At 56.5% G+C, this 21412-nt stretch carries 25 protein-coding genes and 1 pseudogene; 14 read left to right on the top strand and 12 right to left on the bottom strand.

All coding sequences use genetic code 11. The features are described 5' to 3' along the window. The coding region (locus tag JFU47_RS05040; protein ID WP_201181503.1) for a FadR/GntR family transcriptional regulator at nucleotides 1-566 on the bottom strand (566 nt) is incomplete at its 3' end. A gap of 183 nt (nucleotides 567-749) precedes the next feature. After that, nucleotides 750-2486, bottom strand: a complete 1737-nt coding sequence (locus JFU47_RS05035) for an IlvD/Edd family dehydratase (protein WP_008157040.1) — start codon at nucleotides 2484-2486, stop codon at nucleotides 750-752. A 189-nt stretch (nucleotides 2487-2675) separates the two neighbouring features. On the opposite strand from JFU47_RS05035, the gene JFU47_RS05030 reads away from it, so the two are divergent. The 9 genes from JFU47_RS05030 (at nucleotide 2676) to JFU47_RS04995 (ending at nucleotide 9564) form a co-directional block, all read left to right on the top strand. Continuing rightward, nucleotides 2676-3998, top strand: coding sequence for an MFS transporter (locus JFU47_RS05030; RefSeq protein WP_201181502.1), 1323 nt, complete (start codon nucleotides 2676-2678; stop codon nucleotides 3996-3998). Between the two features lie 70 nt (nucleotides 3999-4068). Beyond that, a complete protein-coding gene (gene araD1 / locus JFU47_RS05025) occupies nucleotides 4069-5061 on the top strand; it encodes an AraD1 family protein (protein WP_201181501.1) in 993 nt (330 codons plus the stop codon). 10 nt (nucleotides 5062-5071) lie between these two features. Then, nucleotides 5072-6652 (top strand): aldehyde dehydrogenase (NADP(+)), encoded by a 1581-nt coding sequence (locus JFU47_RS05020; protein ID WP_201181500.1) that lies wholly within the window; start codon nucleotides 5072-5074, stop codon nucleotides 6650-6652. 202 nt (nucleotides 6653-6854) lie between these two features. Further along, nucleotides 6855-7151, top strand: coding sequence for a DUF5629 family protein (locus tag JFU47_RS05015; protein WP_008157045.1), 297 nt, complete (start codon nucleotides 6855-6857; stop codon nucleotides 7149-7151). After that, the gene (locus JFU47_RS05010) at nucleotides 7144-8313 is read left to right on the top strand and encodes a lactonase family protein (RefSeq protein ID WP_140894525.1); all 1170 of its coding nucleotides are present in this window, start codon (nucleotides 7144-7146) and stop codon (nucleotides 8311-8313) included. Before JFU47_RS05015 ends, JFU47_RS05010 begins: the two co-directional genes overlap by 8 nt. A 155-nt stretch (nucleotides 8314-8468) precedes the next feature. Continuing rightward, on the top strand, nucleotides 8469-8648 hold the full coding sequence (locus JFU47_RS05005) for a hypothetical protein (protein ID WP_008030101.1): 180 nt from the start codon (nucleotides 8469-8471) through the stop codon (nucleotides 8646-8648). A 208-nt stretch (nucleotides 8649-8856) separates the two neighbouring features. After that, entirely contained in the window at nucleotides 8857-8982 is a 126-nt protein-coding gene (locus tag JFU47_RS33275) for a hypothetical protein (RefSeq protein WP_261985184.1), read from the top strand. A gap of 115 nt (nucleotides 8983-9097) precedes the next feature. Continuing rightward, entirely contained in the window at nucleotides 9098-9310 is a 213-nt protein-coding gene (locus tag JFU47_RS05000; RefSeq protein WP_201181499.1) for a hypothetical protein, read from the top strand. Further along, the gene (locus JFU47_RS04995) at nucleotides 9307-9564 is read left to right on the top strand and encodes a hypothetical protein (protein ID WP_201181498.1); all 258 of its coding nucleotides are present in this window, start codon (nucleotides 9307-9309) and stop codon (nucleotides 9562-9564) included. Before JFU47_RS05000 ends, JFU47_RS04995 begins: the two co-directional genes overlap by 4 nt. A gap of 163 nt (nucleotides 9565-9727) precedes the next feature. Here the strand turns inward: JFU47_RS04995 and JFU47_RS04990 are convergent, their stop codons facing one another. Continuing rightward, entirely contained in the window at nucleotides 9728-10825 is a 1098-nt protein-coding gene (locus tag JFU47_RS04990) for a GNAT family N-acetyltransferase/peptidase C39 family protein (RefSeq protein ID WP_201181497.1), read from the bottom strand. Nucleotides 10826-10917: 92 nt separating this feature from the next. On the opposite strand from JFU47_RS04990, the gene JFU47_RS04985 reads away from it, so the two are divergent. Then, entirely contained in the window at nucleotides 10918-12492 is a 1575-nt protein-coding gene (locus JFU47_RS04985) for a RimK family protein (protein ID WP_242485062.1), read from the top strand. A gap of 7 nt (nucleotides 12493-12499) precedes the next feature. After that, nucleotides 12500-13423, top strand: coding sequence for a magnesium transporter CorA family protein (locus tag JFU47_RS04980; RefSeq protein WP_201181496.1), 924 nt, complete (start codon nucleotides 12500-12502; stop codon nucleotides 13421-13423). Nucleotides 13424-13568: 145 nt separating this feature from the next. Here the strand turns inward: JFU47_RS04980 and JFU47_RS04975 are convergent, their stop codons facing one another. Then, nucleotides 13569-13904, bottom strand: a complete 336-nt coding sequence (locus JFU47_RS04975; RefSeq protein WP_201181494.1) for a DUF2834 domain-containing protein — start codon at nucleotides 13902-13904, stop codon at nucleotides 13569-13571. A gap of 248 nt (nucleotides 13905-14152) precedes the next feature. Between JFU47_RS04975 and ilvA the strand changes: the two are divergent. Then, nucleotides 14153-15145 (top strand): annotated as a pseudogene (gene ilvA, locus JFU47_RS04970) (threonine ammonia-lyase, biosynthetic); the annotation flags it as partial. A gap of 24 nt (nucleotides 15146-15169) precedes the next feature. On the opposite strand, the gene JFU47_RS04965 reads toward ilvA, so the two are convergent. Further along, the gene (locus JFU47_RS04965) at nucleotides 15170-15475 is read right to left on the bottom strand and encodes an NIPSNAP family protein (protein ID WP_033055038.1); all 306 of its coding nucleotides are present in this window, start codon (nucleotides 15473-15475) and stop codon (nucleotides 15170-15172) included. Between the two features lie 29 nt (nucleotides 15476-15504). Further along, a complete protein-coding gene (gene eco, locus JFU47_RS04960) occupies nucleotides 15505-15987 on the bottom strand; it encodes a serine protease inhibitor ecotin (protein ID WP_201181490.1) in 483 nt (160 codons plus the stop codon). A gap of 305 nt (nucleotides 15988-16292) precedes the next feature. Here eco and JFU47_RS04955 point away from each other — a divergent pair, with 305 nt between their 5' ends. Further along, nucleotides 16293-16562, top strand: coding sequence for a DUF1652 domain-containing protein (locus JFU47_RS04955; protein WP_123365031.1), 270 nt, complete (start codon nucleotides 16293-16295; stop codon nucleotides 16560-16562). Here the strand turns inward: JFU47_RS04955 and JFU47_RS04950 are convergent. Next, nucleotides 16559-16954: a hypothetical protein gene (locus tag JFU47_RS04950; RefSeq protein ID WP_201181482.1), complete on the bottom strand. Its 396-nt coding sequence runs from the start codon at nucleotides 16952-16954 to the stop codon at nucleotides 16559-16561. The two genes, JFU47_RS04955 and JFU47_RS04950, sit on opposite strands and share 4 nt — an antisense overlap. Nucleotides 16955-17045: 91 nt before the next feature. Further along, entirely contained in the window at nucleotides 17046-17315 is a 270-nt protein-coding gene (locus JFU47_RS04945; RefSeq protein WP_008149978.1) for a DUF2790 domain-containing protein, read from the bottom strand. 507 nt (nucleotides 17316-17822) lie between these two features. Here JFU47_RS04945 and JFU47_RS04940 point away from each other — a divergent pair. Then, the gene (locus tag JFU47_RS04940) at nucleotides 17823-18119 is read left to right on the top strand and encodes a hypothetical protein (RefSeq protein WP_140678707.1); all 297 of its coding nucleotides are present in this window, start codon (nucleotides 17823-17825) and stop codon (nucleotides 18117-18119) included. A gap of 43 nt (nucleotides 18120-18162) precedes the next feature. On the opposite strand, the gene JFU47_RS04935 is transcribed toward JFU47_RS04940, so the two are convergent. From JFU47_RS04935 to JFU47_RS04920, 4 genes are read right to left on the bottom strand one after another with little or no spacing between them, the layout of a single operon-like run. After that, a complete protein-coding gene (locus JFU47_RS04935) occupies nucleotides 18163-18966 on the bottom strand; it encodes a PoNe immunity protein domain-containing protein (protein WP_140892941.1) in 804 nt (267 codons plus the stop codon). Then, nucleotides 18963-19751 (bottom strand): PoNe immunity protein domain-containing protein, encoded by a 789-nt coding sequence (locus tag JFU47_RS04930; protein ID WP_201181480.1) that lies wholly within the window; start codon nucleotides 19749-19751, stop codon nucleotides 18963-18965. Before JFU47_RS04930 ends, JFU47_RS04935 begins: the two co-directional genes overlap by 4 nt. Next, the gene (locus JFU47_RS04925; protein ID WP_201181478.1) at nucleotides 19748-20515 is read right to left on the bottom strand and encodes a PoNe immunity protein domain-containing protein; all 768 of its coding nucleotides are present in this window, start codon (nucleotides 20513-20515) and stop codon (nucleotides 19748-19750) included. Before JFU47_RS04925 ends, JFU47_RS04930 begins: the two co-directional genes overlap by 4 nt. Further along, nucleotides 20512-21297, bottom strand: coding sequence for a PoNe immunity protein domain-containing protein (locus JFU47_RS04920; protein WP_201181476.1), 786 nt, complete (start codon nucleotides 21295-21297; stop codon nucleotides 20512-20514). The genes JFU47_RS04925 and JFU47_RS04920 overlap by 4 nt, the downstream gene beginning before the upstream one ends. Nucleotides 21298-21412: the final 115 nt, after the last annotated feature.

Raw genomic sequence — 21412 nt, 5'->3', positions numbered from 1 at the left:
CGCTGGTTGGAATGCTTCAAGGCTTCGGCAATTGCCACCGATAGCATGTTGCACAGGTTGGCCAGCAAGTCGTTATGGGTCGCATCGGCAATCCGGCTATGGAAATCCAGGTCCGGTTGCAGCAGCGCTTCTGGCGTCGGCGCCGCTTCCATGCGTTGGTAGGCTTCACCGATGGAGGCGATGTCAGCGTCCGTGGCGAACTGCGCGGCGAGGGCGGCTGCAGCGGGTTCAATGATGCTGCGCACGCTGGTCAGCAAATCGAAGAATTCATTTTGCGGGCTGCTTTGCATCAGCCAATGCAGCACATCGGGATCGAGCATGTGCCATTCCTTGCGCTGCTTGACCACCGTGCCCACTCGCGGACGGGAATACACCAGGCCCTTGGCGACCAAAACCCGGGTGGCTTCGCGCAGGACTGGCCGGCTGACCGCGTACTCTTCGCATAACAAGGCTTCGGCGGGCAGCTTGTCACACGGCTTGAAGCGTCCGGAAACGATCTGCATGCCCAGTTCCTGGACGATGCGCGAGTGCATGCTTTTGCGGTCGGAAGGTTTGCGGTAATCCATGGGGAACGGCGCGATCCTGGGTGATGGGGTGCCGTGCATGATAACAGGCGCGGCACGATCTTGAGGCAGGTGCAAATAAAAGTGGGAGCGAGCCTGCTCGCGAAGGCGGGGTGTCAGACAACGAAGATGTCGAATGATAAACCGCCTTCGCGAGCAGGCTCGCTCCCACAACGGGCGGGGGTGTTAGTGGGAGTGACGCGGTACTTCAGAACCGCGGCAGCCGACCAGGAAGTCGAAATCGCAACCCTGATCCGCCTGCAGCACATGATCAATGTACAGCTGACGATAGCCACCCACGATCAATTGCTGCGGTGGCTGCAGATCAGCCATGCGCGCCGCCAGTTCAGCGTCCGGAATGTCCAGGTGCAGACGACCGTTGGCGCAGTCGAGTTCGATCCAGTCGCCTTCCTTCACCGTCGCCAAAGGTCCGCCAGCGGCCGCTTCCGGGGCCACGTGCAGAACGACAGTGCCGTACGCCGTGCCGCTCATGCGCGCATCGGAAATACGCACCATGTCCGTCACGCCCTGGGCCAGCAACTTGGCCGGCAAGCCCATGTTGCCAACTTCGGCCATGCCCGGATAACCCTTCGGACCGCAGTTCTTCATCACCAGAATGGAGTTGGCATCCACCTCCAGCTCCGGGTCGTTGATCCGCGCCTTATACATGTCGAAGTTCTCGAACACCACCGCACGCCCGCGATGTTGCATCAGTTCGGCGCTGGCGGCTGAAGGCTTGAGCACCGCACCCAGTGGTGCGAGGTTGCCGCGCAACACACAGATGCCGCCGTCGGCGCGGATCGGGTTGTCGAGGGTACGGATCACTTCGTCCTGGCCATAGATCGGTGCGTCTTTGGTGTTCTCGCCCAGGGTCTTGCCATTGACGGTCAAAGCATTCGGATGTGGAATCAGGTTGGCTTCACCCAGACGGCGCAGCACCGCTGGCAGGCCGCCGGCGTAGTAGAACTCTTCCATCAGGAAGCGCCCGGACGGTTGCAGGTCGACGATGGTCGGCATGCCGCGACCGATGCGGGTCCAGTCATCCAGGTCGAGCTCGACACCGATGCGCCCGGCAATGGCTTTCAAATGGATCACGGCGTTGGTCGAACCACCGATGGCAGCGTTCACGCGAATGGCGTTTTCGAAGGCTTCTTTGGTGAGGATTTTCGACAGCTTCAAATCTTCGCGAACCATCTCCACCGCGCGCATGCCGGACATGTGCGCCAGCACATAACGACGCGCATCGACCGCTGGAATCGCCGCGTTGTGGGGCAGGGAAGTGCCCAGTGCTTCAGCCATGCAGGCCATGGTCGACGCGGTGCCCATGGTGTTGCACGTACCGGCCGAGCGGGACATGCCACCTTCGGCCGCAAGGAAATCGTCGATGGTGATCGTGCCGGCTTTCACCTGCTCACTGAGCTGCCAGACCACGGTGCCCGAGCCGATGTCCTGGCCCTTGTGTTTGCCGTTGAGCATCGGCCCGCCGGTGACGACGATCGCCGGCACGTCGCAACTGGCCGCGCCCATCAACAACGCCGGGGTGGTTTTGTCGCAGCCGGTCAGCAGCACCACGCCGTCAATCGGGTTGCCGCGAATCGCTTCTTCGACGTCCATGCTCGCCAGATTGCGGGTGAGCATGGCGGTCGGACGCAGGTTCGACTCGCCGTTGGAGAACACCGGGAATTCCACGGGAAAGCCCCCAGCCTCGATCACCCCACGTTTGACGTGCTCGGCAATCTGGCGGAAATGCGCGTTGCACGGGGTCAATTCCGACCAGGTGTTGCAAATGCCGATGATCGGTTTGCCGTGGAACTGGTGGTCGGCGATACCCTGATTCTTCATCCAGCTGCGGTACATGAAGCCGTTCTTGTCGGCGGTGCCAAACCATTGGGCGGAGCGCAGGGTGGGTTTTTTATCAGACATGATAGGCCTCTTATTGTATGACTATATAGTTCATAATGAGGCGTAACATAAACGAAAATTCGCCTGTTTGGAAGTATTGTTGATCAATTAGTATTACTATATAGTCGTTTTCGACGGGAGGATGGCCCTAGCGGTTTCGTGCGAGAGGCGTCCCCCGAGGTTCTATAAAAACAATCGGAGACCGATCTCATGAGCCAGGAATTGCGGCTTATTCGTCGCATCACGCTGAAACTGATTCCCTTCCTAATCCTGCTGTACCTGATCGCCTATGTGGATCGCTCCGCCGTGGGCTTCGCCAAGCTGCACATGGGCGCCGATATCGGCATCGGTGACGCGGCCTACGGTCTGGGTGCCGGGCTGTTTTTCATTGGCTACTTCCTGCTGGAAATCCCCAGCAACCTGATGCTCGATCGCTTTGGCGCGCGACGCTGGTTTGCGCGGATCATGATCACCTGGGGCGCCATCACCATCGGTATGGCCTTCGTCCAAGGGCCGCACAGTTTCTATGTGATGCGCTTTCTGCTCGGTGCGGCAGAAGCCGGGTTCTTCCCGGGCGTTCTGTACTACATCACCCAATGGTTTCCGATTCGCCATCGCGGCAAGATCCTCGGGTTGTTCATCCTCTCCCAACCCATCGCGATGATGATCACAGGTCCGGTGTCCGGCGGCTTGCTCGGCATGGACGGCACCCTTGGTCTGCACGGTTGGCAGTGGCTGTTCATTGTCATCGGCACCCCGGCGATCCTGTTGACCTGGCCGGTGCTGCGTTGGCTGCCTGATGGTCCACAACAAGTGAAATGGATGGACCAGGCCGAGAAAGACTGGCTGACCGGTGAGCTGAAAAAGGACTTGGAGGCGTACGGCCAAACCCGCCACGGCAACCCGTTGCACGCGCTCAAAGACAAACGCGTGTTGCTGCTGGCGCTGTTTTACCTGCCGGTGACCCTGAGCATTTATGGCCTGGGCCTGTGGCTGCCGACGCTGATCAAACAGTTTGGCGGCACGGATCTGGTGACCGGTTTCGTTTCGTCGGTGCCGTACATCTTCGGGATCATCGGTTTGCTGATCATTCCGCGCAGTTCCGACCGTTTGAATGATCGCTATGGCCACTTGGCGGTGCTTTACGTGCTGGGTGCCATCGGCCTGTTCCTCAGTGCCTGGCTGACGGTGCCGGTGCTGCAACTGACGGCACTGTGCCTGGTGGCCTTCGCGCTGTTTTCCTGCACCGCGGTGTTCTGGACCTTGCCGGGCCGTTTCTTTGCCGGTGCCAGCGCGGCGGCCGGGATCGCGTTGATCAACTCGGTGGGCAACCTCGGTGGCTACATTGGCCCGTTCGTGATCGGCGCGCTGAAGGAATACACCGGCAGCCTGGCGTCGGGGCTGTACTTCCTCTCCGGCGTGATGCTGTTCGGCCTGGTGCTGACGGGCGTGGTCCATCGCCTGTTGGAGCGCAAACATGTGTTGCCGGCTGACCAATTCGCTGCCAGTGCGCGTGGCGCGACCCGCACCTGATCCCCATTTTCTGATCCGCTCCCACAGGGATCTGCGTTTGTTTTCGAATTTTGTACACGGGAGAAAATTCATGCGTTTGGTTCAGTTCGAATTGAGTAATGGTGAGCGCCGCGTCGGCGTGGTCGAGGACGGTCTGGTGCGCGAAGTCGAGGACGCGCGCACCGTGCGTGACCTGGCACTGGCGGCGATCGAGGCGGGCGTCAACCTTGAGCAGCAGGTGCAAACCCTGGGTCTGGGCATCAGCCACGACTATGCCGAGTTGCTGGAGAAGCTGCGAATTCTGCCGCCGCTGGATCACCCGGACCCGGCGCACATGTTGGTCAGCGGTACCGGCCTGACCCATCTGGGCAGCGCCTCGGCCCGGGACAAGATGCATCAGCAGGCCGGCGACGAAGCCGCGATGACCGACTCAATGCGTATTTTCAAGTGGGGCGTGGAGGGCGGGCAACCGGCAGCGGGAAAGGCTGGCGCGCAACCTGAGTGGTTCTACAAGGGCGACGGCAGCATCGTCGTTCGACCGGGCCAACCCTTCCCGCTGCCGCCATTCGCCGAAGATGCCGGTGAAGAGCCCGAGATAAGCGGTCTCTATGTCATCGGTCAGGACGGTAAACCGTATCGCCTCGGTTTCGCGGTGGGCAACGAGTTTTCCGACCACGTGATGGAGCGCAAAAATTACCTGTACCTGGCCCATTCGAAATTGCGCAGCTGCAGTTATGGTCCGGAGCTGCGGGTCGGTGAACTGCCGCAGCACCTGGCCGGCACCAGTCGCATTCTGCGTGACGGTAAGGTGCTGTGGCAGAACGAGTTTCTCAGTGGCGAAGCGAACATGTGCCACAGTCTGGCGAACCTCGAGTACCACCATTTCAAGTACAGCCAGTTCCTGCGTCCGGGCGATGTGCACATTCACTTTTTCGGCACCGCGACCCTGTCTTTTGCCGATGGTATCCGCACCCAGCCGGGTGACGTGTTCGAGATCAGCCAGGCCGAGTTCGGCGCACCGTTGATCAACGGCATCGCGCCGGTTGAAGCGGCGTTCGAGCCGGGCACCGTCGGCACCCTTTAAGGAGACACGCATGCCCCAGATTCTTGGTCACAACTACATCGGCGGTCAGCGCAGTGCGGCCGGCACTATCATCTTCAAAAGCGTTGATGCCAGCACTGGCGATAACCTGCCTTACAGTTTTCACCAGGCTACTTTTGAAGAGGTCGACCGTGCAGCATTGGCGGCGGCTTGCGCCTATCCGGTCTACCGCAGCCTGAGCGCCGAACGTCGGGCGCAATTTCTCGATGCGATCGCCGATGAACTGGACGCGCTGGGCGATGACTTTGTGGCGCTGGTCTGCCGCGAAACCGCGCTGCCCGCTGCACGCATTCAAGGCGAACGCGGTCGCACCAGCGGCCAGATGCGTCTGTTCGCCAAGGTGCTGCGTCGCGGTGATTTCTACGGTGCACGGATCGATCAGGCGCTGCCTGAGCGCCAACCGTTGCCGCGTCCGGACTTGCGTCAGTACCGCATCGGCCTCGGGCCGGTCGCCGTGTTTGGCGCCAGTAACTTTCCGCTGGCGTTCTCTACGGCTGGCGGCGACACCGCGTCGGCGTTGGCCGCCGGTTGCCCGGTGGTGTTCAAGGCCCACAGCGGTCACATGGCCACAGCCGAACAGGTGGCCGATGCGATCATTCGCGCCGCTGAGAAAACCGGCATGCCGGCCGGCGTGTTCAACATGATCTACGGCGGTGGGGTTGGCGAAGCGCTGGTCAAGCATCCGGCAATTCGGGCGGTTGGCTTTACCGGCTCGCTCAAGGGCGGCCGTGCGTTGTGTGACATGGCTGCAGCACGTGCGCAGCCCATTCCGGTGTTCGCCGAGATGTCGAGCATCAACCCGGTGATCGTGTTGCCGCAGGCGCTGCAAGCGCGCGCCGAATCGGTCGCCCGCGACCTGACCGCTTCGGTGGTGCAGGGCTGCGGTCAGTTCTGCACCAATCCCGGTGTGGTGATCGGTATTCGTTCGCCGCAGTTCACCACCTTCATGCAACAGGTGGCAGGCCTGATCGGCGATCAGCCGGCGCAAACGATGCTTAATGCCGGAACCTTGAGCAGCTATGGCAAAGGCCTGCAAAAACTCCTCGCTCATCCGGGCATCGAGCACATGGCCGGCCAGGCACAGCAGGGCAATCAGGCTCAGCCGCAACTGTTCAAGGCCGATGCCAGCCTGTTGATCAAGGGCGATGACGTGCTGCAGGAGGAAGTGTTCGGCCCGACCACGGTGTTTGTCGAAGTCGCCGATCAGGCGCAACTAAGCGCCGCGTTGAACGGCCTGCACGGGCAACTGACGGCGACGATCATTGGCGAGCCGGCGGACTTCGAACAGTTCGCTGAGCTGACGCCGTTGCTGGAACAGAAGGTCGGACGGATCCTGCTCAACGGCTATCCGACCGGCGTGGAAGTCTGCGATTCGATGGTCCACGGCGGTCCGTATCCGGCAACTTCCGATGTGCGCGGCACGTCGGTGGGCACTTTGGCCATCGACCGTTTTCTGCGCCCGGTGTGTTTCCAGAACTACCCCGACAGCCTGCTGCCGGATGCTTTGAAGAATGGCAATCCGCTGCGTATTCAGCGGTTGGTGGACGGGCAGCCGTCCCGCGACGCGCTGTAACCGCCGAGCACAATCCCCTGTGGGAGCGAGCCTGCTCACGAAGGCGGAGTGTCAGTCGATATCAACCTTGGCTGATACACCGCTTTCGCGAGCAGGCTCGCTCCCACATTTGTTCGGGGTTGTGTGTGAGTTTAGTGACCGACACGGAGTTGCTCCTGCATTGAGCTATCATTGCGTCTTTCCCATTCAAAGATTGACTGCCATGACCGCCGCAACCGACACCTTGCTCGCCACCCTCGAACACTGCGATATGGTGGAAATCGACGGGCTGCACGCCTTCGAATTCTCTCTTGATGAAGACGATAACCTGCACATCGAATGCCTGGACGGTCGTGTGTCCAAGCACTGGGAATTCACCCCGGCCGAAGTCGAGGCCGCGACCTTCGATCCAGACCTGCAAAGCTGGCTGATCACCGGCAGTTCCGGTGAGCACAGGTTGGTGTGCATGACCGCGTTCCGCGGTGATGACGACGAGGAAGAAGCGAATGAGGATGCATAAGCTTTGGCCATTGTTGATGGCCGGCAGCGTCGGCGCGATGGGTTTTCAGGTTGCGTCGGCTGACGACTATCAGTTGCTGGTTGGTTCCTACACGGCCGGTCAGAGCCAGGGGATTTATCGCCTGAACTTCGACAGCGCTACCGGGCAGATCGATGCCAAGCCGCTGCAAGTGGTCAAGAGCGAAAACCCATCCTGGCTGACCCTGTCCAAGGATCAACGTCACCTGTTCGTGGTCAACGAAAACGGCCCGGGACAGACCGATCCGGTAGGGCGCGTCAGCAGTTATGCGATCGATCCCAAAACCCATGCGCTGAGCCTGATCAATCAGGTGCAAAGCCTGGGCAACGAGCCGACGCATTCGGGCCTCAACGTTGAAGCCAGTCACCTGTTTGTCAGCAACTATTCGGTGGCTGAAGATCCGGGCGGCACGCTGGCGGTATTGCCGGTGGACGCCGACGGCAAGCTCAAACCCGTGGTACAGATGAGCAGCCATCCATCAAGCCGGGTCAATCCCGAGCGGCAGATGTCGGCACACGTGCATTCCACGGTTTCCTCGCCGGACGGCCAGTATGTGTTCTCCAACGACCTGGGCGCCGACAAGATCTTTGCTTACCGCTTCGACCCCAAGGCTAACCCGGAACTGCCTTTGACCGCTGCTACACCGGCGTCTGTCCAGTTGCCACCCGGCAGCGGGCCGCGTCATCTACTGTTCAGCGCCGATGGCAAGCACGCGTGGCTGACCATGGAAATGAGTGCGCAGGTTGCGGTGTTCGATTACAAGGATGGCCAACTCAAGCAAACGCAAATGGTCGAGTTGGCGGCGGGGCAACCCGTTTCGGACAAGGCAGCCGCTGCGCTTCACGCGTCGACCGATGGTAAGTTCCTCTACGTCAGCAACCGTGGCACCGCCAATCAGCTGCTGGTGTTCGCCATTGATCCTGCGACCGGGCACCTCAAGGAACTGCAACGCCGTTCCGTTGAAGGTGATCATCCGCGCGAGTTCAGCCTCGATCCGAGTGGCAAGTTCTTGCTGATCGCCAATCAGAAAAGCAACCAGATTGTCGTCGTCGAGCGCGATTCAAAGACAGGTCTGCTGGGTAAAACCGTGCAAAAACTGCCGATGGATGCCCCGAGCGACCTTAAGTTCATGGTGCGTCAATAGGCCGCAGGCCCCGGTTGATTGGGCCTGCACCCTTCTATTAATGACGCTGATATCTGCTAATGCTACAAAAGATTTCAAGGCGCCAACCTCGAAGGTTAAGTTTGCTTCACGGCCCCACCGGGCAAGCAAGCCAACTGAATCCGAGGAATACCGTCATGAACTTCAATCTCTTCTCCGTAATCGCCGCTTCCGCTATCTCTGCCACCGTTGCGTTGCCAGCCAGCGCCAACGTTGAAATCAGCGACAAAAAATCCCACGCCCAAAGCTACACCCAGAAATACCTGCAACAGAGCGCCAACTTTTACGCGGCTCTGGATCACAAGACCCAAGCCTGAAATTTGAACCCTGCACCCTTTATGCAGGAGCGAAGTCACTTGCGCCGATCGAGCTGAAACGCTTCGAGAGACCTGAGTGATGTCGCTCCTGCATAACGCGTTTACGACAGCATCATATTGCTATCAATGTATTCCTTGATATCACATGGCCATAAGTTTAAATTTGACGCTGATTTTTTGACTCCTTCCCATGATAAGGATCGACAGCATGGCAATGCGTCTGGCCGTGGTTCTTCTGTTTCTCTATTCCACCCCCATTCTCTCGGCTGCCCAGCCCGTTTCAGACGAGCCGGATGCGGCCCGCGAGCGCTTGATGAGTTTTATTGAAGACTGAGATAGTTTGGTTTAATGATTAACGAAGCTGATGGTTACTATGGATAACCCTGAGTGGTTATCACCGGTTTTTTGATCGATTCTGTGGGCATCGAAACATGCCTGCGGAGAACATCATGGCCAGCGCAATCATCACTTCTGCCAAACACGGCGCCTACCTGGCTATCGCCCTTTATGGGGTCCTGGTGCTGGTTGTCAGCCTCTCGCCTCAATCGCGCCAACCTCTTGAAGCGCCGATTCAAGTCGCTCATCCCGGCATCCAGTTTGAACACCGTTCGCAAAGCGCGATGGTCGATCAGGCTGGACTCGCAGGAGTCGCCGGGGAATGAAAGGGCACAGACTTTGGGTCATCGCCTTCCTGGCATTCATGACCAATGGATCTTCCTTGCTGGGAATCGGACAGGGCTCGGCGGGGTCGGTGGCACGGACTATCGAAGCCAATCACAACCTTGCTCGTAACATTGAAACCGCAAAAGCCCTGGGGCTGTTGGCCGGCAATCCGCCGATCAAACGCCAGGGCAGTTTTTTCGGGCCGTTCCACGTGGATTGCTCGGCGTTGCAGATGTGTGAAGTGTTTGCCTGAGTCACCTCGGCGCGCCCCATAGCAGCTGGCGAAGCCTGCGTTCGGCTGCGCAGCAGTCGCCAACCCGGTCACCTCGGTCTAACTGAACCACCGTGGTGGATGGTTTTACGACTGCTGCGCAGCCGAACGCAGGCTTCGCCAGCTGCTACAGGGATTGTGACACTCATGATCGGGCGTACAGGACCACTGCCGCCCGCAACTTGCCTCGTCCGAAGCTGCTCATCTTGTCGAACTCCCCATGGCTGACCGGCAAATGCTGGCAGTCCATGGGTTGGCGATGCTGGCTGTGATCGACATCCGGGTCATGCAGGTAGACGAACTCTTCATCGCAGTCGGTGACGATCACCCAATGCGGCGATTTGGAACGGGTCAGTCGATAGCTGCTGATGAGCACAAGCGGTTGTCCGCCATCATCCAGTAACCGTGGAAGGTTCAGTGGTCCGCCGATCACTCGCTCCACATCAGTCTCTTGTAGCTGCGTGGTGAACTCTTCGTGCACTAACCGCATTACATCTTTTTTATGCGCATCGCGTACGCCATCGAGAAACAGTGGCCCGGCCATGCTCAGTTGTAGACGCACTCCAAAACCCCGCCGCCATGCCGCCAGCGCCAGGCCTTGAGGGCTGCAACCGCCGTGGCCCGAAGTCATGAACACTGTGGTCGCCTCGCGCCAGATTTGCAGTTCTTCACGCCGCTCCAGTAACCGACCCTGTTGCAACGCGCCCATGGCCATCAACAAGCAGGCCGGGCCGCAGGTGAAGTCAGTGGTCTGTCGGTACCACGGCACCTGGATATTGCGCGAGTCGCGGTGCTGGAGGATGCGCTTCTCCAGGCGTAGCGCGTCGGCATGGTCCTGGTAATAGTCATGAATCAGCGCAAAACGCCGGTAACCGTTGCGCTCATACAAAGCAATCGCTGCCGGGTTGTCGATGCGCACCTCCAACCGCAGGTAGGCGCAGTCGTGCTCAAGGGCGCAGGCCTCGACGCGTTCCAGCAACTGTTTGCCCAAACCATTGCCACGGGCCTCGGCGGCGATGGCAATCGAATACAGCCGCGCCAGGGACGTACCTCGATGGAACAACACGACCGCGTAACCGAGCAGCACGTCGCCGACTTCGGCTACCAACAGTTGTCCATGGGCGCGAGTGATCATCCACTGAAAACTGCGACTGTTGAGTCGATCCGTGGTGAAGCATTGCTCTTCAAGTTTCAGCAGCGCCGGTAAGTCTTCAACGACCGCCAGGCGAAAGACAGGATGCATATGACCACCGTAAAAGTTGCGTAACGAAACGGGACTTTCGAAAAAGTTCGTGCTTAATAGGAAAGGTCTTGTTCTCCAACGGATCAATCACTATGTCAGCGGTACAAGGTCATTGGCGCGAAGTATCCGAGCAAACTTTGCCGGCAGCAACTTTTTTAAATGATGCGGTTAGAACTTCAAGCCAGTTGATTATCATCGTCGAACGCAAGGAAGACTGGGCGTCCTACTTCCCCAGTGAAGACATCGTGACGGCCCAGGAATACCTGGAACAAACCCGCGACAACGAGCAGGGCAAGCGGGTCCAGGTGATCAACCTGTGCCGCAGCTACAAGTACCTGGGGCACGGGTATTACTGCTCGCTGCTGGCCGAAGCCCGGGGGCACAAGGTCATTCCATCGGTGCGGACCATCAGCGAACTGACGCGTAAATCGCTGTACGGCCTGGCCCTGGATGATCTGGATAAACCCCTGGAAAAGGCCCTCAGCAATCATCTGTACAGCGATACCGAGGGCTTTACGCTAACCCTGTATTTCGGCAAGACCAATATCGAGCCCTTGCAGGATTTGGCGCGACAATTGTTTGAAGTATTCCCGTGTCCGATATTACTAGTTGAATTTCGTCGAACTAACGGCTGGCACATTGAAGGGATAAAGTCCGGCGCCTTACATAAGTTGCGCGAAGATCAGGAAGATCAGTTCGCCAACTCCCTGGACAGTTTCAGTCGCAAGATCTGGCGCGTGCCGCGTTCCCGGCGTTTGGCCCGTTATGACCTGGCCATCCTGCACGATCCCCAGGAAGCGTTGCCGCCGTCCAATGCCAAAGCGCTGGACAACTTCGTCAGGGTTGGCAAGACGTTGGGCATCGACGTAGAACTGATCGAGCGCAAAGACTACGCACGTATCGCCGAATACGACGGGTTGCTGATCCGCGAGACCACAAGCGTCGACAACCACACCTACCGCTTCGCCAAGAAAGCCGAGAGCGAAGGGTTGGTGGTGATGGACGATCCGGCGTCGATTCTGCGTTGCACCAACAAGGTGTACCTGACCGATCTGCTCAAGAGCCACCAACTGGGTATGCCCGCCACCGAAATTCTCTACAAAGAACGACCGGAAGACTTCGAGCGGGTTGGCGAGCGCCTCGGTTTCCCGTTGGTGTTGAAGATCCCCGATGGCTGTTTCTCCCGGGGTGTGATCAAGGTCGAAAGCCAGCAAGCCTTGCTCGAAGCCACCGCCGAACTGTTCGAACACTCGGTGCTGTTGCTCGCTCAGGAGTTTTTCTACACCGAATACGACTGGCGCATCGGCGTGCTCAACCGCAAACCCATCTTTGCCTGCCAGTACTTCATGTCCAAGGGCCATTGGCAGATCTACAACCACAAGGCCAAGGGTCAGGACATCAATGGCGAATGCCGCACCCTGGCAGTTCACGAAGCACCGCGGGCGGTGGTGGAATTGGCGGTGAAGACCGCGAACCTGATCGGCGATGGCCTCTATGGTGTCGACCTCAAGCAGTCCGGCGACAAAGTGGTGGTGATCGAGGTCAACGACAACCCCAACATGGACGCCGGCATCGAAGACGCTTACTTGCAGGACGATCTGTATTCACTGGTGCTGGAAGAGTTCGTCCGTCGCCTGGAACTCAAGCGTCGCGGCCAGGCCTGGTGAATGGCCGATGATTAAGAGCTTTCAACTGATTCACGGCGCCCTGCACAAAGTCGAACGGCTGGACGCCGAAGTGATGCTCTTCAGCAACCCCGACGCCGCCGAGCGGGACCTGCTGCACAGCCATTTCAAGCTCGATGAACACGCCCTGGCCTCGGCCCTGGACCCCGACGAGGTGTCACGCATCGAGTTTCACCCCGACAACCTGTTCCTGATCTGGAAACGCCCGGAAAACTATTCCGGTGCCGGCAGCCTGGCTTTTGAAGTGTCGTCCTGCGGTTTGCTGTTTTCCGAGCATCGTTTGCTGGTGATCGCCACCGATGACTCGCCGCTGCAAGGGCTCGGCACCCGGCAGCGGCTGAACACACCGCTGGATGTGTTGCTGGATTTGTTGTTCAACAACATCCATCACTACTTGGGCCATTTGAAGGTGATCAAACTGGTTGCCCGTGAGTTGCAGCAAAAATTCAATGCTTCGATGGAAAACCAGCACCTGATCCAGATGTTCAACCTCAGCGAGAGCCTGATCTATTACATCAACGCCATCCACAGCAACGGCGCGGTCCTGACCCGGCTGCGCAACCACGCGGAAAAGGAACACTTCAGCGCCCAGGCCATCGGCCTGATCGACGACCTGATCATCGAAAACAATCAGTGCTACAAACAGGCGGAAATCTACTCCACGGTGTTCTCCGGGCTGATCGACGCCCGGGGCAACCTGATGAACAACAGCATGAACAACCTGCTGCGCAAACTGACGTTGATCAATGTTGTGTTTCTGCCGCTGAACCTGATTGCAAGTATCGGCGGCATGTCCGAGTTCAGCATGATGACGGCCGGCACCCCGTGGTGGGTTTCGTATCCGTTGTTTCTGACCGCGATGATGCTGGGGGCGGGAGTGATGGTGCTCGGGCTCAGGCGCTTGGCGAAATAACTTCGGTGGCTGTGAGATTGCCATCGCGAGCAGGCTCGCTCCCACCTTTAATCTCTGGCATTCACAAATTATGTGTTCACAGAAGATCTAAGGTGGGAGCGAGCCTGCTCGCGATGGCGATCTCAACGGCACAACAACTCCTGAATCAAACCTGTTGAGTCGCAGCATCAGATTTCCTGCGGCGTTGAAATCCCCGCGCGACCAAATACAACAATGGCCCGATGGATACAAAAAACGCCGTCATCAGCAGATAAGGAATCACCGCCAACCGTGACCGCCCACGCTTGCGCGCATCCTTGTACATCCAGATGCCCGCCAGCGTCGCCAACAGATAAAGATCAATCACCACTTGCGCGGTGTCGGGGCGCGACATCAGGCTGATGCCGAAGTCGATCAATGACTGTTCGGCCTGAAGCATCACCGAAACGGTGTAGCCGGCGAACGCGATCAGGGCAATGAGGGGCAGGGCGACAGACTTCATGGTTTCCTTCCTTGGGACAATGAGCAGAGTCGTCAGCCTACAGAGACCGAGGAAAATTGGCCATTGACTTGCCATCAGCGCCCGGCTATTTTCCGGGCATGACTTCCACTGTATTGCGCTGCCAGCCAAGCATTATTACCGCCATTCCTTATTTGGCGGGCTAGCTCACGACTGCAGCACCCAACCCGCCCTAGAGGCGGGTTTTTACTTTCTGTCTCTTGGGCTCCGATCAACGTCAGGAGACAACCATGAGCATCCCCGCCCAGCAGACCTTGCTTGAGCACTACGTGAAAAAGATCCTCGCCGCGCCCGTGTATGAGCTCGCGGTGCGTACGCCGTTGCAATCGGCGCCAGCGTTGTCCGAGGCGCTCGGCAATCAGATCCTGCTCAAGCGAGAAGACCTGCAGCCGACCTTTTCCTTCAAGATCCGCGGTGCCTACAACAAACTGGTGCAGTTGAGCGGTGAACAAAAGGCACGCGGTGTGATCACCGCTTCGGCGGGCAATCATGCGCAGGGCGTAGCGCTGGCAGCGCGTGAACTGGGAATTGCAGCGACCATCGTCATGCCGCGTACGACGCCGGAACTGAAGGTGCTCGGTGTACGCAGTCGGGGCGCCGACGCCGTGCTGCACGGTGAGAGTTTTCCGTTTGCCCTGGACTATGCGCTGAACCTGGCACGGCAAACCGGTCGCACCTTTGTCTCGCCCTTTGACGACCCGGACGTGATCGCGGGGCAGGGCACTGTCGCCATGGAAATTCTGCGTCAGCATCAAGGTTCACTGGACGCGATCTTCGTCCCGGTGGGTGGCGGCGGCCTGATCGCCGGCATCGCGGCGTACGTCAAATACTTGCGACCTGACGTCCGCATCATCGGCGTCGAGTCGGAGCATTCCGCCTGTTTACATGCGGCATTAGAGGCCGGCGAGCGAGTTGTCCTGCCAACCGTAGGTACTTTCGCCGACGGCGTTGCCGTCGCCCAGATCGGCGCTTATGGTTTCGAAGTCTGCCGGTTTTGTGTCGATGAGGTGTTGACGGTCAGCAATGACGAACTCTGCGCCGCCATCAAGAATATCTACGACGATACCCGCTCAATCACCGAACCTTCCGGTGCCTTGGCCGTGGCCGGAATCAAGAAGTACGTGGCGCAGACCGGTGCCCGTGGTCAGACACTGGTAGCGATCGACTCAGGCGCCAATATCAATTTCGACAGTTTGCGCCATGTGGCCGAGCGCGCCGCGTTGAGCGGCGCCCCGGCGTGAGCGGTGTCAGGCCAGCAGCGGGCGCAGGAAGGTCCGCTCGTAACTGACGATAAATTTCTTTTCGACCAGCGAAGCTACGAGCGCGGTGCTTTCGGCGTCAGTCATCGCGATATGCCGGTAGCTTTCGTAGTCCGCCAGCGAAGGAAAACTGAACAGGCAGTAGGCGATATTGCTCGCGCCCTCGGAAGGCAGGAAGTACCCGTGGTGCGTACCGCCCAAACGCTCGACGATGCCGAGCCAGGCTTTGGCGTAGGCTTCGAATTCGCTGAGTTGATACGGATCGATCACATATTTGACGTGGCAGGTAATCAAAATGGCGCTCCTGTAACGGGATAGAACGATTATTCCTGAACGGCTTTCTCGACCTTGCTCGACGCCGACCAGATCCGGTAGCGGACTTCGACGTCTTTGGGCACGTAGAGCACGATCGGCAGTTTGCTGTTGTAGCGCAGCATGAAACCGTCACCGACCACCGGCACAAAGTCCTTTTTGCTTTTGCCGTCCGGGCAGGCCATCAGCGTACTCATTGGGCCGATGACTTTTTCCAGTCGGTAGAACGGGTAGCCCCAGCCTTCGAGGTTTTTCTCCTCGAGAATGCCGCCCAGGCGTTGGCGATTGCAGTCAACGGTCAGGGTTTTGCCGGCGAGGATTTCGACCTGGTAGCCGTCTTCCTGCGTCTGTGGGGCAAGGTGAATGACCTGGCGGGTGAAACCGCTCTCAGCTTTGGGGAACGGCGCAACTTCTTCTAGTTTCGCGGCGTGAGCGATGGTCGATAGCCCGGCAACAATCAGCCCGACGGTAGTGATATAGGTCAAAGAACCCATGATGCCTCCTTGCGTGTGTGTGCGGTCAGCGGATACTGAGCTAATTGGCCGCATTCTTACTGGCGGCGTCGGCCAATGCAAACTTGCCGCTGGATGTATGCAAATTGCAGGGGCACTACATCGCCTTTCTTGCATATTGCATGGGCTATTTACGCGCAGTTTCGCTAAATCGTTGATTTACCGATGAGCTGCAGGGCGAAATCCTAGGCATGTTTTATGCTGTAGCTGGTCTTAAGCTGACCGGGGATTTCATTGCGTCAGTATCGATAGTTGATTGGCAGTCTCACATTAAGGAGAGGGTCGCCATGTTTCTTTCTGCCTTGGAACTTCGCAACATCATTGAAAGCAGTTTTTTGCCGAAACGTTGTCAATGCACGCTGTCGCCGGACCTGTCGATGACCGTTAAGGTGTATTCCGATCGGGAAACCGATCATCTCGATCTTATGGTGACCGGAATAAATGCCAAGCACTTAAATGGTTGCCGTGAAATCAACGACTTGATCGCTGGGCTGCGCTCTGACATGCAGCACCAAACCATTGCCCAGACTCTGCATCCAGACCGGAAAGCGCTTTAACCTACGGTTTCGAGCTCCACCGACACGCGCTTGGTCTGGAAAAACGCCAGACCCAGCGCCAGCTCAACTACCACCGCAAGCAATATGCCCGGACCGGCATGGCCATTGAGCCATTCGCCGAAGCCCAATGCTGCCAACCCCCAGCAGCCGACCATGAAGCCGTTGCTCAGTGCATGGCGGGTGGTCGAAGGCGACTCGTTTCGAACCAGATAAAACATCACGCCCAATGCCGCGAACAGCATTGCACTACGCCGCGCGACAACGCCCACCGCCAACGAGTATTCGAGACCCCAGATTGACAGCAACCAGTCGGGCATCAAACCCCAGACCAAGGCCAGCAGAAAACACAGCGCGGCGGTAAAAGTCGACAAGGCACGAAACGATAACTGCATGGCGAATCCTTGCGGCAGTGGGGGGAGGCGCTGAGCATAGCGCCAGAACCCCTCACCGGAATACCGCAAAGTATTGAATCAGACCTTTCCGTCAGTTTTGATAACTGCAAGCGTCAGAAAGTTTACGGTAGGAGATTTCCGCAGGCTTGCCCGAGGCGCTATCGATGTACTTCATATCGGCTGTGACCACTTTGCAGTCCAGCGTCGACGGTTCGGTCAAGGTAATGACCTTGCCCACGTGCAGCGGCATACCGTAGTGGTACGGCACCGCCTGGGAGCTCGAAGTGTCATTGGCCTGGGCCAGACCGGCAAACGCGGTGCAGGCGAGGGCGGTGGTAATCAGCAAGGTGCGCATGTTCATGAACGATCTCCGGTGCGGGAGGGAAGTCAGCTCGACGTAATGGCGTCGAACCTGCCGCACTGGGCGTCAGAGAACTCTGAGGGCGTGCGGTCCAGTAAAGTTTTGGACCGCGGGGTTAAGCGATGGTTAACCCGATTGAATGCCGCCTGTCGCGAGGAGGTTTCTGACAGAGGTTTCATGTAGGTAAAAAAACTGAGGGAGGTTCGGCCCGTTCCTACACGGTCGGACTCTTTGTCGTCTTTCGCCGGCAAGGTACCAGCGTTTACTGTTTGACCTCGCTGCAAAATCAGCGAGCAGGTTTGGTCACCTGATTAACACTGCACATATATGTGCCATCATTCGCGCTGCGGACTTCTACGTCTCGTAGTGCGTTGCAATGGTGGCTGTGTGCAGGACGCTTTCGGGCGAGCCGTTTTGAGTGTTAGCGGTTGACCAAGCCTGTACACAGCCGCCTCCATCGTTTGGTCACGGTGCTGGCGATTACTAATTAATGCTCGAGTAATTACTATGCCAACGCTAAATCCATTCCCAGATCGCTATCGCTCAATCAAAAGCAGCGTTACCGAGACAAGCCCAATGGTCATCGACACCGAGGCCAATCCCCAAGACATACTCGAAGCCGCTTTACAGCGTGTCCGAGCCGCCAGCCAGTTGCTTGAAACGCTCCATTGCCAATGCTTCAAGTACGGTGATGTTCAAGATATTCCGCACATTACGCATGCGCTTTATCTTCTGACGCAGGATGGGTCCGATTTGCTGCTGGTTGCGCAGCAGCAGATGATGGGGTGGAAGGCGCCGGTCTGACGCTGCTGGAACAAGCCTGCCTCCTGTGGGGCAGGTTTTAAAGCTAAATGCCCGAGGGCGATAAATTCGAGGCTTTTTGGTTTCGGGCATATTCAACCAGGTCTTTGGGGTAAACCATGTGATCGATTTTGCTATCGTCGATGTCGTATAAAAAGGCGATCGCGCCTGCTTCCAAGGCCCAGTAGCCGATGTAGTTGCCATCGTCGCCTTGTATGTCCAAATGACTGTCATGCCAGTTGGTTTGTAGCGTGGCGAAAGCGGGATACCACGCTTCGCAATATTGCTTTAACAGGTTGCTGGATTCTTCAGGCTCGGTGGCGTACATCGCCCTGATCAGCGGTGTGTAGAGGTCGTGGAACCACTCATCCAGATCAGTACGATCAGGTAAATGCTTTCGCAGAAGGTCTTCGTAGAGAGTGTCTTCGTCGGCGTATCCTGCGCGATCTATCAAGGCGACGAAGCGAATCAGCAGGTCGGTGCGATGCAACAAAATGCAAAGACTGATGACTTGAACACACTCTTCATAATGGCCAGGCGAATCGTCGATGGTCAGGGGTGAAATGTCAGGTTCGCTTTCCTCGGCAGCCAGTGCTTGTTGGTAAATTTCGTAGCTATTTATCAGCTTTTCTAGCCGGGGAATGAGGCGCTCAATCGATTCGCCTGCCGTATAACTGATCAGCAAGGCGCTGAACGCCGCATCCTTGAAATAACCCGTCCGTAATGCCTTCTCCTGGCCTGGAGAATCTGCCTGCATCGTCCTGCCAGTCCAGCGCGACTCGGTTGTGTCGTACAGATGGATGGACTTTTGATAGTAGGAGTCGAAGATGAAACACTGGCGTTTGTTCATGGCGATCCTTCGCGGTAGGGTGTTTTGTGGTTCCTGGCGTATTCAACCAAAGCTTTCGGATACACCATATGGTCGATCTTGCTGTCGTCGATGTCGTATAAGAACGCGATTGCCCCGGCTTCTATCCCCCAATATCCAACATAGCTGCCACCTTCTCCCTGTAAATGGGTGCCATGCCACGGCGCCTGTGTAAATGCGTCGTACCATTCGCTGCAATACTGCTCAAGAAAGTTGGTGGCATCTTCTTTCGTCTTTGCATAGATGGCCTGCACTAACGGCGAATAGACGTCGTGATACCATTGATCTACATCATGTCGATCAGGTAGTACTTTGCAAAGTAAATCTTCATACACCGTGTCATTACCCGCATAGCCGGCATTATCTATCAGCTGTACAAATCGGCCAAGAAGATCTGTGCGATGTAGCAGGATACAAAATCCTATGACTTGAATGCATTCTTCATACTGATACGGGTAGGCATCTATCGCGAGTGGGGAGATATCAGGGCATTGTTCGTATTCTGCTAGTTTGGCTTGTCTGATCTGATATTTATCAATTAGGTCTTCAAGCAGAGGGAGGAGGGCGCTGATCTCTTCTCCGACGGTGTATGCCGCCAGAAGTTTATGGAGCGCCAAGCGTTGAAAAAATCTTGAGCGAAGCGCCGCTTCCTCTTCGGTAGAGTCGGATTTTAATGTGCGTGCTTTAAAAAACTCTATGGTTTCGTCGTGTTCTGTCAGGAAGATTTTATAGTGGATTTCACTGTAAAACTCTTGTCTTTTAATCAACGTTTTATGCCTCTAGCGTATTTGACTAGATCTTTTGGGTAGACCATGTGGTCAATGTTGCTGTCGTCAATATCGTACAGAAATGCAATGGCTCCCGCCTCCAGCGCCCAGTATCCAACGTAACTGCCTTCGTCGCCATCCTTGTGCGAATCATGCCAAGGGGCTTGATCAAAGTGCGAATACCAATTCGTACAGTGTTTTTCCAATAATTCGGACGCATTGTTTTTATCTTCGGTGTAAATGGCTTGAATCAGCAGGGTGTAAACATCGTGATACCACTGATCTACATCTTCACGTTCGGGAAGAACCTTTATGAGCAGATCTTCATATAGCGTATCCGTGCCCGCATAGCCTGCATTATCTATCAGGAAAACGAATCGTTTTAGCAGGTCACGCCGATGCAGAAGGATACACAGACTGATCACCTGCAAACATTCCTGGTATTCGTCGACCCAGTCATCAATTATCAGGGGAGTTATGTTTTCAATCTGTTCAAATTGCGCCAGCTTTTTTTGCAGGTTTTCATAGCTCTCTACTAAAGTCTCCAGAAGTATCGCCAGATTGTGAACTTCCTCCCCCGCGGTATAGCGAATCAGGATGTTCTTCAAATGGAGCGTTTGAAAATGCCTAGCCCTTATAGACTTCTCTTGCTCGGGAGAATCGGCTTGGAATAGTTTGTCCTCCCAGAATATAAACGATTTTTTATAATTGATTATAAAGTTTTCGTGTCTCTTCACGGTAAGATATTTTTGTCTTTTGATCATTTGTCTATGCTTCGATCAATAGCGGGAACGTTATTTCTGGCGTATTCGACCAAATCTTTCGAATACACCATATGATCGACTTTACTGTCGTCTATGCCGTACAAGTAAGCAATTGCTCCTGCCTCGATAGCCCAATAACCAACGTAGTTTCCGTCCTCTCCTTGAAGATGAGTGTCGTACCAAGGAGCTTGTTTGAAAGCTGGATACCATTGCTGGCAATATTTTTTGAGTAGCTTTGAAGCCTCTTCTTTACTATCGATGTAGACAGATTGGATGAGCGGCGTATATACGTCGTGATACCACCGGTCAACATCGTGCCGATGAGGAAGGACTTTCTTCAGTAAGTCTTCATAAAGAGTATCGTCACCGGCATAGCCGGCTTCATCTATGAGCTTGACGAAGCGCGGTAGCAGGTCAGTACGGTGCAATAGGATGCACAGGCCGTGAACGGCTTCTTCGTATTGATCTGGCCAGTCATCCAATGCCAATGGCGACATCTTTAGTGAGTTCTCATGCACCTCCAAGGTTTTCTGGCGGATATCGTACTTTTCAATCAAGCCTTCAAGGAGCGGAATAAGAGACTCTATGTTCTCTCCTGCGGTATAAATGGCAAGAAGTCTGTCAAGCGCCAAAGTCTGGAAAAATGCAGACCGAAGAGACGCTTTTTCTTCGGCAGAGTCAGATTTGAATTTATTGGTTTTGAAGAACTCTATGACGTCATCATGTTCTCTAAGGAAATTTTCGTAGTGTTTTTCATTAGAGAATTTTTGTCGTTTTTTCATAGATATCAGCAAAGGAGGGAGGTTGTTCTGTAGAGTAGCGACTTTCACCATGATTCAATGGGCGGTTGTCCGCCCATCTGACTATTGATTGGCTGAAGTCAAGTCAATCTGTCGC

The sequence above is a fragment of the Pseudomonas sp. TH39(2020) genome (assembly GCF_016650715.1).
Classification (GTDB): Bacteria; Pseudomonadota; Gammaproteobacteria; order Pseudomonadales; family Pseudomonadaceae; genus Aquipseudomonas; species Aquipseudomonas mandelii_C.
The sequence above is the reverse complement of the archived record's forward strand: the minus strand, read 5'-3'. Positions and strand labels throughout refer to the sequence as shown.

What these genes read in the sequence shown, in the direction of transcription:
- JFU47_RS05035 (WP_008157040.1), bottom strand. Translation starts at nt 2,486, where the DNA reads ATGTCTGATAAAAAACCCACCCTGCGCTCCGCCCAATGGTTTGGCACC.
- JFU47_RS05030 (WP_201181502.1), top strand. Translation starts at nt 2,676, where the DNA reads ATGAGCCAGGAATTGCGGCTTATTCGTCGCATCACGCTGAAACTGATT.
- araD1 (WP_201181501.1), top strand. Translation starts at nt 4,069, where the DNA reads ATGCGTTTGGTTCAGTTCGAATTGAGTAATGGTGAGCGCCGCGTCGGC.
- JFU47_RS05020 (WP_201181500.1), top strand. Translation starts at nt 5,072, where the DNA reads ATGCCCCAGATTCTTGGTCACAACTACATCGGCGGTCAGCGCAGTGCG.
- JFU47_RS05015 (WP_008157045.1), top strand. Translation starts at nt 6,855, where the DNA reads ATGACCGCCGCAACCGACACCTTGCTCGCCACCCTCGAACACTGCGAT.
- JFU47_RS05010 (WP_140894525.1), top strand. Translation starts at nt 7,144, where the DNA reads ATGCATAAGCTTTGGCCATTGTTGATGGCCGGCAGCGTCGGCGCGATG.
- JFU47_RS05005 (WP_008030101.1), top strand. Translation starts at nt 8,469, where the DNA reads ATGAACTTCAATCTCTTCTCCGTAATCGCCGCTTCCGCTATCTCTGCC.
- JFU47_RS33275 (WP_261985184.1), top strand. Translation starts at nt 8,857, where the DNA reads ATGGCAATGCGTCTGGCCGTGGTTCTTCTGTTTCTCTATTCCACCCCC.
- JFU47_RS05000 (WP_201181499.1), top strand. Translation starts at nt 9,098, where the DNA reads ATGGCCAGCGCAATCATCACTTCTGCCAAACACGGCGCCTACCTGGCT.
- JFU47_RS04995 (WP_201181498.1), top strand. Translation starts at nt 9,307, where the DNA reads ATGAAAGGGCACAGACTTTGGGTCATCGCCTTCCTGGCATTCATGACC.
- JFU47_RS04990 (WP_201181497.1), bottom strand. Translation starts at nt 10,825, where the DNA reads ATGCATCCTGTCTTTCGCCTGGCGGTCGTTGAAGACTTACCGGCGCTG.
- JFU47_RS04985 (WP_242485062.1), top strand. Translation starts at nt 10,918, where the DNA reads ATGTCAGCGGTACAAGGTCATTGGCGCGAAGTATCCGAGCAAACTTTG.
- JFU47_RS04980 (WP_201181496.1), top strand. Translation starts at nt 12,500, where the DNA reads ATGATTAAGAGCTTTCAACTGATTCACGGCGCCCTGCACAAAGTCGAA.
- JFU47_RS04975 (WP_201181494.1), bottom strand. Translation starts at nt 13,904, where the DNA reads ATGAAGTCTGTCGCCCTGCCCCTCATTGCCCTGATCGCGTTCGCCGGC.
- eco (WP_201181490.1), bottom strand. Translation starts at nt 15,987, where the DNA reads ATGGGTTCTTTGACCTATATCACTACCGTCGGGCTGATTGTTGCCGGG.
- JFU47_RS04955 (WP_123365031.1), top strand. Translation starts at nt 16,293, where the DNA reads ATGTTTCTTTCTGCCTTGGAACTTCGCAACATCATTGAAAGCAGTTTT.
- JFU47_RS04950 (WP_201181482.1), bottom strand. Translation starts at nt 16,954, where the DNA reads ATGCAGTTATCGTTTCGTGCCTTGTCGACTTTTACCGCCGCGCTGTGT.
- JFU47_RS04945 (WP_008149978.1), bottom strand. Translation starts at nt 17,315, where the DNA reads ATGAACATGCGCACCTTGCTGATTACCACCGCCCTCGCCTGCACCGCG.
- JFU47_RS04940 (WP_140678707.1), top strand. Translation starts at nt 17,823, where the DNA reads ATGCCAACGCTAAATCCATTCCCAGATCGCTATCGCTCAATCAAAAGC.
- JFU47_RS04935 (WP_140892941.1), bottom strand. Translation starts at nt 18,966, where the DNA reads ATGAACAAACGCCAGTGTTTCATCTTCGACTCCTACTATCAAAAGTCC.
- JFU47_RS04925 (WP_201181478.1), bottom strand. Translation starts at nt 20,515, where the DNA reads ATGATCAAAAGACAAAAATATCTTACCGTGAAGAGACACGAAAACTTT.
- JFU47_RS04920 (WP_201181476.1), bottom strand. Translation starts at nt 21,297, where the DNA reads ATGAAAAAACGACAAAAATTCTCTAATGAAAAACACTACGAAAATTTC.